Source organism: Labrys sp. HAY1-8F, from assembly GCF_056754975.1.
On record NZ_JBPGWZ010000002.1, the window covers coordinates 4255742 to 4266913 of the forward strand.

An 11172-nucleotide genomic window follows, 5' to 3' on the forward strand; every position below is an offset into this window, starting at 1 on the left:
GAGTGCGCTGCGATCTCAGGCCCAGACGTCGTTTTGGGCGGTGCGCTCGCCGCCTTTATGGCCGGTGTTGAGGGTGCCGCGTGGTTCGATCAGCAGGAGATGGACCTCGCTTTCCGCATAGGGCTTGTGCTCCAGCCCCTTGGGCACCACGGCCATCTCGCCAGGGCCGATGACAACGGCGCCATGGCGAAAATCGATGCGCAGGCGGCCGCTGAGGACGATGAATGTCTCGTCCGTCTCGGGATGATCGTGCCAGATGAAATCACCCTCGATGCGCACCAGCTTGAACTGATAGTCGTTCATTTCGGCGATGACGCGAGGCTGCCAGAGATCGCTGATCCTTGAGATTTTCTCGGCGAAGTTGATCGCTTTGGGTGTCGTTTCCATGCTGCTTTGCTCCATTCTCGAATGGCGCAATCTATGGGGCCTTCAGCGGCCGCGATCTTGAACGATTGTGCGTTTCCGTTGTGGCGTGGCTTCGAGGCCTGTCCTCAGCAAAAAACCAGCGCCAGGGCATGCCCCGGCGCCAGCTGTAGGTTTGCTGATTGTCGCCGTCCTGGTACTTCTACAGAGGCTGCAGGCCGGCTTCGATGGTGGCGCGGCGGCCTTCGAGGAAGGGCGGCAGCGACAGGCGTTCGCCGAGGGTCTCCAGCGGCTCGTCGACGGCGAAACCGGGGCCATCGGTGGCGATCTCGAAGAGATTGCCGCCGGGCTCGCGGAAATAGAGCGAGCGGAAGTAGTAGCGTTCCACTTCGCCCGAGCTCGGAATGCCGAACTGGCCGAGCCGTTCGGTCCAGGCATGGATCCCCGCCACGTCGGGGGTGCGGAAGGCGACCTGATGCACGGCGCCGGCACCCTGCCGGGCAGTGCCGAGCCCTGGCTGCACCGCGACATGCAACTCGGCGGCCGCACCGCCTTCGCCCATGCGGTAGACATGCACCCGGCCCTCGCCGTCGGGCGAAGCGTAGTCGCGCTCCTCCTTCATGTTGAGCACGCGGGTGAGTATGGCATCGGTGGGCTCCTTCTTCGGCACCGAGATGGTGATCGGACCAAGGCCCCGGATCTGGTGTTCCGACGGCACGGGGCTGCGGCTCCAGGGGTGCAGCGTACCGTTGCCGCCATCGTCCACCAGGCGGAAACGCTGGCCCTCCGGATCCTCGAATTCGAGGCCGGCGCGGCCGTCGATCAGGCCGACGTCACCGGCGGTAGCGCCCAAATCCTTGAGACGGGCGGCCCAGTAGTTCAGGCTATCCTCGCCGGACACACGCAGGCCCGTGCGGCTGATCGAATGGGTACCGCGGCGCTCTGGCGCTACCGGCCAGTCGAAGAAGGTGAGGTCGCTGCCGGGCGTGGCCTCGCCGTCGGCGTAGAACAGGTGATAGGCGCTGGTGTCGTCCTGGTTGACGGTCTTCTTGACCAGCCTCAGGCCGAGCGTATCGGTGTAGAAGCGCTTGTTGCCTGGGGCGTTCGCGGTGATTGCGGTGAGATGATGAATGCCGGTGAGCTGCATGGCAGCCTCCTATGTGTTGCGTTGACCGTAATATCGCCGCGAACGGTTGTGCCGTGTAGCGTGATCATTGCACACGCTGCGTTCGAAAATTTCGAACGGCTGGGCTTGGAAAGGCAGGGCTGACGGGGTAGGCAGAGGTGGGACCGGCCCACCGATTTGGACGCTCGCCATGAAATGGACCATCGACGAGATCAAGACCTTCCTGGATGTGATGGAGGCCGGCACGGTCTCCGGCGCGGCGGCGCGGGCGAACCTGTCGAAATCGGTGGTCAGCAAGCGCATCACCGATCTGGAGCTGGCCTTGGGCGCGCCGCTGTTCCAGCGCCATGCCGGGCGCATCCTGCCCAATGAGACGGCGGCCGAACTGGCCGTGAGGCTGCGGCCGGCTCTGGCCGAGATGACCAATGCGGTCGAGAGCGTGGCCTGGGGCATGTCGGGCCTGCGCGGTTCGCTCGCCATCTCGGCGCCGATGAGTTTCGGCATTCGCCATCTCAGCCCGTTGCTGGCAGCCTTCGCCCTGCGCCACCCCGATCTGGAACTGGTGGTCGATTACGAGGATCGCTTCGTCGATCTGGTGCGCGGCGGCTTCGACCTCGCCGTGCGCATCGGCCAGATGTCGGATTCCGGCCTGATCGCCCGCAAATTGTGCGACGATCCGCGGGTGGTGTGTGCCAGCCCCGACTATCTGGAACGGCGAGGGACACCGAAGGATCTTGCCGGCCTGCCCGATCATCCCGCGATCGGCTATCGCAACCTGCAGGCCACCCAGGTCTGGCAGTTGGCCGATGGCTCTGGCGGTGTCGTCAGCGTCCCGATGCGCGGGCGCATCGCCGCCAATAATGGCGAGGTGATGCGGGACATGGCGATTGCCGGCCTGGGACTGGCCCTGCTGCCGATGTTCATCGCCCATGAGGCACTGGCCGATGGCCGGCTGGTTGCCCTGCTGCCCGACCATCCGCCGCTGCCCCTGCCGATCGCCGCGGTCTGGCCGCCGGTCAAGCCGATGCCGCGCAAGCTGCGGGCCATTGTCGATCACCTGGTCGAAGGTTTCGGCGAGGTCCCGGACTGGCTGCGCGGACCCGTGTGATGCCCGATCCCTGCCTGCGGATGTGTCGATGCCGATAGAACGATATGAGGAGCCGCGCGAGGCCTTGCTGGCGCTGTTCGCTCTGGCCGATGATTCACCCGTTCAGGTCGCCTCCTATATCGGACTGGGCGATGTGCTGGTAGCCCGCCAGGGGGAGGCCATCATCGGCCATGCCCAGATCCTCGCCACCGACGAGCCCGGCGTGCTCGAGCTCAAGAGTTTGGCGGTGCTGGCCGAGCATCGGGGCGTGGGTATCGGGCGAGAACTGGTCGAGGCGGCCATCGCCTTCTGCCGGGAACGCTGCGCGCACTCGCTGGTCGTCTCGACGGCAACGGCCGATATTGCCAATCTGCGCTTCTATCAGCGCCGGGGTTTTCGCATGACCCGAATCGTGCCGGATGCCTTCCGGCCGGAGACCGGCTACCCCGAGGGGATGCTGATTGATGGTATATTCTTACGCGATCAGGTGTTTTTCGAGTTGAAACTCGACTGATGAGACACCGAAGGCCTTATTTCCTTTGTGAAAAAGCGACGTGATCTGGAATAATGCAGCGTTGCTTTCGCGAGGAAGCCGTCATGGATCAGCAACTGGTCGATCGGATCTACGAATGTGCCTTCGTGCCGGAGCAATGGCCGGGCACGCTGGACGCGCTTTCGGACATGACGTCGGGCGCTGGCGGCAGCCTCTATGTCTTCGGCAAGGACGCCACCATGCTCACGGCGTCGTCCGGCGCCCGGGAGCGGGCCAAGGCGGCGCTGGCCGGCGGTTTCGCGCAGCGCGGCCATGGGCTGAACCGGGTGCTGGCGTCCTCGCGAGCGGGCTTCATCACCGAGCGGGACATCATGACGGAGATCGAGCTCGAGCAGGAGCCGCTCTATCGGGATTTCTGGCGCCCCTCCGGCATCGGCTCGATGATCGTGACCACGGTGGAATTGCCGACCCGGGAAATGCTGCTGCTCTTGTTCACGCGCTGGCTCGCCCAGGGGCCGGCCGAGCGCGCCCTCGTCGATCGTTTCGACACGCTGCGCCCCCACCTTGCCCGCAGTGCGCTGATGACCGCCCGCCTGCAGCTCGAGCGCGCCCGCGTCGCCAGCCAGACCCTGGCCGCGCTCGGTCTACCGGCGCTGGTGCTCGACCGGCTGGGCAAGGTGCTGGCCGCCAACGACCTGATCGAGGATCTCGGCGATTTCGTGCATTGGCGCGCCTTCGATGGCGTCTCCTTCGTCGACAAGGCGGCTGACAAGCTCCTGCGCGATGCCATCATCACCATCGATCAGCCGCATGGCGCGAGCGTACGCTCCTTCCCGGTACGGGGTGAACCTGAGGCCATGGTTGCCCATATCGTGCCGATCCGCCTGAGCGCGCGCGATATTTTCGTGAGCAGCGCGGCGACCCTGATCCTGACGCCGGTGACGGCGCCGCAGGCACCGCCGGTGGAACTGGTGCAGTCCCTTTTCGATCTCACGCCGGCGGAGGCCCGTGTCGCCCGCAGCCTCGCCACGGGCGACAGCGTGGAGGACATTGCCCAGCATAGCGGGGTAACGTCGAATACGGTGCGCACCCAGGTGCGCGGTGTGCTGGAGAAGACCGGTTGCAGGCGCCAGGCAGAGGTGGTCGCCCTGCTCGCCGGGCTGGCGCCGCTGCCGCGCATGGCGTGAAGCCGGCTGGATCTTCCCTTCAATCGCTCGAAGGGCGTCGTGGTCGTGGCAAAACCGGCTTTCTCTCATCTGTTTTGGTGATGTTTCATTCGCAATAATAGCGAAACTGGACCTGCGGCTGAGACAGTCGGAGGCTTCCTGCAAATCCTCCTGCGCTTTCTCGGCGGCACCAGATCAGATGGAGCAGGGGCAAACCCCGCCCGGACCCACTGCCGAGAGAGTAGAGACATGGATCAGGAGCTGACATACAGGCTCGGCGAATCCGTTCTGGATCTCAGCCGAGGTACATTGCGCAAGGCCGGTGCTCGCGTGCCGGTGCGTTCCAGAACCTTCAAATTGCTGAGCTACCTTGCCCGCAATGCCGGGAGGGTCGTCCGCAAGGACGAATTGTTCGCGGCGGTCTGGCCGCGCGCGGTGGTCACGGAAGCAGCCCTGCTGCGCTGCATTCGCGATGCGCGGCAGAGTGTCGGAGACGAGCGGCATCGCATCATCCATACCGTACCGGGCCGGGGCTACATGTACACGCCGACCGGCGGCCTCACCGATTCGCCGGAGGCACTGGAGCAGGCGCCCGACGACGTTGACTTCGATGGTGGTGCGGCGGAGGCCAAAGTCGCGGTGATGCCATTCAGCCTGCGTGGGGTGGATGGCGCGATGAAGCCTGCCTTCGACACCATCGTGCAGGAAATCAGGGGGGCGATCGCCAATTCGCGCGTGATCCTGGTGCAGCCGCCGGCGCGGCGCAAGACATCGTCCAGATCGGTCGCCGGTATCGACTATCTGGTCGAAGGGCAGGTCGTGGCCGGCGTGCCCCACCTCAATGTCATCGTGACCCTGTCCGATGCCCGATCGGGCCATCGCCTGCTGACGCAATCCTTCTTCATCAAGGCCGAGAGCGTCATGGCCTTCCACCAGAACGTCGCCAGGCAGGTCGTCAGCGCGCTCATCTTCAATATCGAGACGGCCTCCTGGTGCGGTACGGCGCAGGGCACGACGTCCCTGCATATGTGGTGATGGCCTTGAGCAAAGCGCGGTCATGACTGAACGCTGGTTTGCTCCGCCTCCTTGTTTCCAAGCCAATCCGACGGATCGGCTTGGGCGCCTTTGCGATTCCAGGTGAAACCGTCAAATCGCAAAACGCTATGGAAACAGGCCTTCATCGCTCGACAATACGTACATCGAAGCGCTTTTCGCCTGCCGGCGGCTTGCTATTGTGGGTTGTAGTCACACATGAAGATGTGGGGATCTCGCAACGGGCGGGAGGCGGCTTTTGTCCAACAATGGCGATCCGGACAAATCCGGACTATTTTCCTTCGTCTGGCGCCATAGCAGGCGGCATCAGCTTTTGTTGCTTGCCGCGACCGTGGCCTCCTTTCCGGTCCTATATCTATCGCTGGAGCTGCCCAAATACATCCTGAACGGGGCGCTTCAGGGGCACGCCACGCCGCTCAACCGCCTGGGTCTTCATCTCGATCAGACCACGCTCCTCGTGGTGCTGTGCGTTGCCTTCCTGATCTGCACCTTGGCCAATGGCGTCATCAAGATGCAGCTCAGCATCTACAGAGGCGTCATCGGCGAACGCATGATCCGGCGGCTGCGCTACAAGCTGATCGCCCAGGTGCTGCGCTTTCCCCTGCAGCGCTTCGATACTGTCTCGCAGGGAGAGGTCGTTTCGATGGTCACCGCCGAGGCGGAGCCGTTGAGCGGAGTGATGGGCGATGCCTTCGCCCAGCCGGTGTTCCAGTTCGGCCAGATCCTGACCATCGTCGCCTTCCTTTTTCTCCAGAATGTCTGGCTCGGCGTTGCCGGTATCGGCCTCATCCCGGTCCAGGCCTACCTGATCCCACGTATGCAGCGCTATGTGAACAGGCTTCATCATCAGCGCGTCGGCAGGGTGCGCGCCCTGTCGGAGCGCATTGGGGAAAGCGTCGCCGGCGTCGCCGATCTGCGCCAGAATGGCGGTTTGCGCTACCGGCTTGCCGAATTCAGCAATCAGCTGGGTGAGCTCTATACGATCCGGTTGCTCATTTTCGAGCGTAAATTCCTGATCAAGTTCGTCAACAATTCGATCACCCAGTTCACCCCCTTCCTGTTCTTCCTGATCGGCGGCTATCTGGTCATCCATGGCCAACTCAGCGTCGGCGCCCTGATCGCGGCGCTCTCCGCGTCCCGCGACATTGCCGATCCCTGGCGCGAATTGCTGACCTACTGGAACCAGGCCCAGGAGGCGTCCTCGCGCTATGACAGCCTGCTGGAGCAGTTCGAAGTGCCGGAGGCGCTGGCTCCCGTGGTGGCGGATGCCGACGTCCCCCGCCTGAACGGGGCGATCCATTTGCGCGACGTCACCATGCCGGGCCTTGGCGGCGTGCCTCTGCTCGACCAGGTCGATCTTGTCATACCCGGCGGGTCGCTCGTTGCCATTCAGAGCGCGGACATGCTGGTGCGACGGGCCCTGTGCGATCTGCTCTCTGGTGCTTCGATGCCCAGCGCTGGGCAGGTGACCATATCCGGCCTCGATCTCGCCGGCGCCAGCCCGACTATGCTGGCCGCGCGTATCGGCGTCGCCAACAGCACGCCCTATCTGTTTCGCGGCACCATCGCTCAGAATACCCGGCTGCCGCTTTATCTAGAGCCGGAGTCTTCCGGCGAACCGTCGGGCGAAGCGGCCAAGGCCCTGGTCGAAGCGACGGAGACCGCCAACAGTACCGATCGCCTCGATGTTTCCTGGAGGGATGGCGGGCTCGTCGGTTTCAAGAACGACAGCGAGGTCGATGCCTGGTGGCTCGATGTCATCGAGGTGATCGGCCGTTCGGAAATGCTGCTCGATCGCGCCCTCGACGGCTATCTTGTCGCGGGCCAGCATGACGATCTCGCTGGCCGCGTCCGCGCCCTGCGGGAAGAGGTGACGCTGCGCCTCCAGGCCGAAGGGCTGGCCGAGCAGATCGACCGTTTCGACCCCGGTGCCATCAATCCCGGCCTGACCATCGGTGAGAATCTGCTCTACGCCGTGCACCATCACAGCGAGACTGAATCAAGCCATCCGGGTGAAGCTCTCCTGGCTGACATCGCGGGACTCGACATCGCCGAACAGCTCCTGGCCTTCTCGATCGATCTCGCTTCGACGTTGGTCAGGGCCTTCGGCGAAGTCGGGCCGCGGCATCCGCTGCTGCGCCGCTTCACCACCATCGGCCCCGAGCTGTTCGAACGCTTGAGGTCGGTCGCGTCCAAGGAGCAGACCCATGATGTCGCCGGCATGAGCGTCGCCGAGCATGGCACGCTGCTGTCGTTGCTCTTCAACATCGCGCCGAGTGATCTGGGTACCGATTTTCCTGCCGAGCTTGCTGCGGCCATCCTGGCGGCGCGCGCCCGCCACGGCGCGCGTCTGAGGGAGCTGGCGGGCGGGACCTTCTCGCCGATTGAGGCCGGAGCCTATAATTATGACCTGACCGTGCTGGAAAACCTGGTGTTCGGCCTGTCCGTGGCGCCGTCGGAGGCGACCCGCCGGCAGATTCATCATGTGCTGATGGAGGTGGTGGAGGCACAAGGGCTGGCCGGCGCCTTGCGTCTGCTGGTGGGCGACGTGCGCACCGCGATCGCCGGCACCAATCTCTCGCCGGCGGTGCGCGAGCGCATCGGCCTCGGCCGGGCCCTGATCCGCCGGCCCGATCTCGTCTTGCTCGATCATGCCATGGCGAGTGCCTCCGAGGCGGACCGCCGCGCCATCCGGCTCAGGCTGCGGGGCTTGCTGCCCGAGAGCACCATCATCGTGCTGGAGCCACAGATCGCTCAGAGCGAGGATTTCGATCTGGTGGTTACCATCCGCGATGGCCGCCCGATCAATGGGGCGAGCCGCCCACCGGTCCCAGCCTATCACGCTTCGATGTCGGGCGATCTGCAGGCCAAGGTCGAGGTGCTCTCGGCCGTGGAGAGCTTCCGCGGCCTGAAGCGTAGCCAGATCGAGCTGCTCGCCTATGCCTCACGCTGGATGTCGACCAAAGCCGGCGACTATGTCTTCCGAACCGGGGAGGTGCCCGATGGCGCCTATGTCGTCGCCTCCGGCAGTGCCGAGCTGCGCTGGATCAATGTGGTGGGTGAGGAGGAGTTGATCGACACCATCCTGCCGGGACGCCTGATTGGCGACCTCGCCGTCATCCTCGGCCAGACGCGCATGGTGTCGATGATCGCGATAGCCGATCTGACGGGCCTGCGCATCGGCACGCGCGAATTCCTGGATATCGTCGAGAGCGACATCACCGTCGCCCTGCATCTGTTGCGCACCGTCGGGCACCATCTGGTCGAGGTCGGTGAGGAGGTGATCACCAAGGGCCAGTATCGACCCAAACAGCCCGGCGAGGTTGCCGCCGATCAGCCGTGAGGCTTTCTTGGAGCGCGGACTTCTCAGCGACATGAAGACATGTCGCGATGTCCGCTTTTGGAAATGCCGCGCTTGCAGGATGGCAAAGGCGAACTGGAAGTCCGCGCTCCAAAGGAAGTGCGGGCCTTACTCGCCGTAGGGCACCCAGATGTTCTTCACCTGGGTGGCATGGCGCAGATAGTCGGCGCCCTGGGCCTGCGCGTCCTTGAGCCAGTCGAGGGGCCGGCCCTGATTGGTCCAGGTCGCCTTGAGGTTGCCGGCCGAGGCCTTCTCGGCAGAGGCGGCGCCGCTCTTGGAGCCGTGATACCAGAGGGCGTCGACGTCGTCGTGCTCGGCCAGGGTCTTGGCGAGTTCGTCGCGCGCGCCGGTGACGATGTTAACAACGCCAGCTGGTACGTCCGAGGTCTCCAGGATCTGGTAGAAGTCGGTCGCTGCCAGCGGGAAGGCCGGCGACGGCACCGCGACGACGCGGTTGCCCATGGCGATCGCCGGCAGCACCAGCGAGACGAATCCGAGCAGCGGCGCCTCATCCGGGCAGAGAATGCCGACCACGCCGAAGGGCTCGTTCATCGCCAGCGTCACGTTGCGCGAACGGGTAGAATGCACGCGGCCATCATATTTGTCGGCCTGGGCGGCGTAGTAGAAGATGCGCCGGATCGCCTTCTCGACTTCCGCCTTGGCCGCCTTGGAGCTGTGGCCGTAGCTTACCAGGCGCTGCTCGAACTCGGCGGCACGGGCCGACAGGTTCTCGGCGATGTAGTAGAGCACCTGCGCGCGGTTATGCGCCGTGGCGGCGCCCCAGCCGCTTGCCTTGGTCGCCGCCTCTACCGCATTGCGGATGTCCTTGCGATTGCCGAGGCCGGCCTGGCCGAGCGTAGCGCCGGCCGTGCTCTTGACCGTATAGCTGTAGCCGGAATCAGGGCGGGCCTGCTTCCCGCCCACGAACAGCTTGGCGGTGCGGTCGATGCTGGGCAGGGCGGTACCTGCAGGCGCCTCGGCTGGCGTGACACCAAGGGCGCCAGCCTTGTTGTCCTCGGCCGCGGGCAGGGATTTCTCCCAGTCGGGCTTGAGATATTCATAGAGGCCTTCACGGCCGCCCTCGCGGCCGAAGCCGCTCTCGCGATAGCCGCCGAAGCCGGCAGCGGCGTCGAACAGATTGGTCGAGTTGACCCAGACCACGCCGGCCTTCATACGGGCGGCGGTATCGAGGGCGCGATTGATGTTCTCCGACCAGATCGAGGCGGCGAGGCCATAGCGCGTGTGGTTGGCAAGCTGGATGGCTTCGTCGGGCGTGCGGAAGGTCATCGCCACGGCAACCGGGCCGAAAATCTCGACCTCCGAGACCGTGGAGGATGGTTCCACATCGACGAATATCGAGGGCGGGAAGAAGCTGCCCTTGGCCGGCAGGGCGCAATCGGCCTGCCAGAGCGTGCCGCCCTCCTGCTCGCCCTTCTTGACGAGGTCCTGGATGCGCTGGAGCTGCACCGGTGCGACGATGGCTCCCATGTCGACCGACTTGTCGAGGGGATCGCCGATGCGCAGCGTCTCCATGCGGCGGCGCAGCTTGCCGAGAAAGCGTTCGGCGATGCCTTCCTGGATCAGCAGGCGCGAACCGGCACAGCAGACCTGGCCCTGGTTGAACCAGATGGCATCGACCACGCCTTCCACGGCGCCGTCGAGATCGGCATCCTCATAGACAATGAAGGGCGACTTGCCGCCGAGTTCGAGCGAAAGCTTCTTGCCCGAGCCCGCCGTGGCCTGGCGGATGAGCCGGCCGACCTCGGTGGAGCCGGTGAAGGCGATCTTGTCGACATCGGGATGAGCGACGAGGGCCGCACCCGTGGCGCCATCGCCGGTGACGATGTTGACCACGCCATCCGGCAGCCCGGCTTCGCGGCAGATCTCGGCGAAGGCGAGTGCCGTCAGCGGGGTGAACTCGGCGGGCTTGAGCACCACCGTGTTGCCGGCCGCGAGCGCCGGCGCGATCTTCCAGGCCAGCATCAGCAGCGGGAAGTTCCAGGGAATGATCTGCCCGCAAACCCCGACGGGGCCGTAGCCGGCGAATTCGGTCTCGACCAGTTCGGCCCAACCGGCATGGTGATAGAAATGCCGGGCGACCAGGGGAATGTCGATGTCGCGGCTCTCGCGGATCGGCTTGCCATTGTCCAGCGTCTCCAGCACCGAGAGGAAACGCTCGCGCTTCTGGATGTGGCGGGCGATGGCATAGAGATAGCGGGCGCGCTCATGGCCAGGCAGCGCCGACCAGGCGGGGAAAGCCTTCCGCGCGGCCTTGACGGCGGCATCGACATCCTCGGATGTACCGGCGGCGACCTTGGCGAGCAGGGTATCGCGGGCGGGGTTCACAACCTCGAAGGTTTCCTTGCCTTTGGAGGCGACAAAGGCTCCGCCGATGAAGTGCTTGAAGCCCTTTTCATGGCTCGCGAGCCAGGCCGTGACGTGATTGTCGGCTTCTGGGGCAGGACCATAGTCCATGGTTTGCAGAATTTCCTTGACGGTGGGCATCGGGGGCCTCCTGGGCAT

At 64.8% G+C, this 11172-nt stretch carries 8 protein-coding genes; 5 read left to right on the forward strand and 3 right to left on the reverse strand.

The genetic code is table 11. The features are described 5' to 3' along the window. Window positions 1-15 precede the first annotated feature (15 nt). Entirely contained in the window at window positions 16-387 is a 372-nt protein-coding gene (locus ACR9ZN_RS28620) for a cupin domain-containing protein (protein WP_441771306.1), read from the reverse strand. Between the two features lie 178 nt (window positions 388-565). Beyond that, window positions 566-1510, reverse strand: a complete 945-nt coding sequence (locus ACR9ZN_RS28625) for a ring-cleaving dioxygenase (RefSeq protein WP_481273785.1) — start codon at window positions 1508-1510, stop codon at window positions 566-568. Window positions 1511-1679: 169 nt separating this feature from the next. On the opposite strand from ACR9ZN_RS28625, the gene ACR9ZN_RS28630 reads away from it, so the two are divergent. The 5 genes from ACR9ZN_RS28630 to ACR9ZN_RS28650 all read left to right on the forward strand — a co-directional run bounded on the left by ACR9ZN_RS28630 (window position 1680) and on the right by ACR9ZN_RS28650 (window position 8631). Beyond that, a complete protein-coding gene (locus ACR9ZN_RS28630; protein ID WP_434955069.1) occupies window positions 1680-2597 on the forward strand; it encodes a LysR family transcriptional regulator in 918 nt (305 codons plus the stop codon). 28 nt (window positions 2598-2625) lie between these two features. Beyond that, on the forward strand, window positions 2626-3090 hold the full coding sequence (locus tag ACR9ZN_RS28635; protein ID WP_481273786.1) for a GNAT family N-acetyltransferase: 465 nt from the start codon (window positions 2626-2628) through the stop codon (window positions 3088-3090). Window positions 3091-3173: 83 nt separating this feature from the next. Further along, window positions 3174-4256 (forward strand): helix-turn-helix transcriptional regulator, encoded by a 1083-nt coding sequence (locus tag ACR9ZN_RS28640; RefSeq protein ID WP_434955071.1) that lies wholly within the window; start codon window positions 3174-3176, stop codon window positions 4254-4256. 228 nt (window positions 4257-4484) lie between these two features. After that, window positions 4485-5270 (forward strand): winged helix-turn-helix domain-containing protein, encoded by a 786-nt coding sequence (locus ACR9ZN_RS28645; RefSeq protein ID WP_481273787.1) that lies wholly within the window; start codon window positions 4485-4487, stop codon window positions 5268-5270. Between the two features lie 256 nt (window positions 5271-5526). After that, window positions 5527-8631 (forward strand): ABC transporter transmembrane domain-containing protein, encoded by a 3105-nt coding sequence (locus ACR9ZN_RS28650; RefSeq protein ID WP_481273788.1) that lies wholly within the window; start codon window positions 5527-5529, stop codon window positions 8629-8631. Window positions 8632-8757: 126 nt separating this feature from the next. Here ACR9ZN_RS28650 and ACR9ZN_RS28655 read toward each other — a convergent pair whose 3' ends face one another. After that, on the reverse strand, window positions 8758-11154 hold the full coding sequence (locus ACR9ZN_RS28655) for an aldehyde dehydrogenase family protein (protein WP_481273789.1): 2397 nt from the start codon (window positions 11152-11154) through the stop codon (window positions 8758-8760). Between the last annotated feature and the right edge of the window lie 18 nt (window positions 11155-11172).

Coding starts and splice junctions, on each gene's coding strand:
- ACR9ZN_RS28655 (WP_481273789.1), bottom strand. CDS start 11,154: ATGCCCACCGTCAAGGAAATTCTGCAAACCATGGACTATGGTCCTGCC.
- ACR9ZN_RS28645 (WP_481273787.1), top strand. CDS start 4,485: ATGGATCAGGAGCTGACATACAGGCTCGGCGAATCCGTTCTGGATCTC.
- ACR9ZN_RS28625 (WP_481273785.1), bottom strand. CDS start 1,510: ATGCAGCTCACCGGCATTCATCATCTCACCGCAATCACCGCGAACGCC.
- ACR9ZN_RS28620 (WP_441771306.1), bottom strand. CDS start 387: ATGGAAACGACACCCAAAGCGATCAACTTCGCCGAGAAAATCTCAAGG.
- ACR9ZN_RS28640 (WP_434955071.1), top strand. CDS start 3,174: ATGGATCAGCAACTGGTCGATCGGATCTACGAATGTGCCTTCGTGCCG.
- ACR9ZN_RS28635 (WP_481273786.1), top strand. CDS start 2,626: ATGCCGATAGAACGATATGAGGAGCCGCGCGAGGCCTTGCTGGCGCTG.
- ACR9ZN_RS28630 (WP_434955069.1), top strand. CDS start 1,680: ATGAAATGGACCATCGACGAGATCAAGACCTTCCTGGATGTGATGGAG.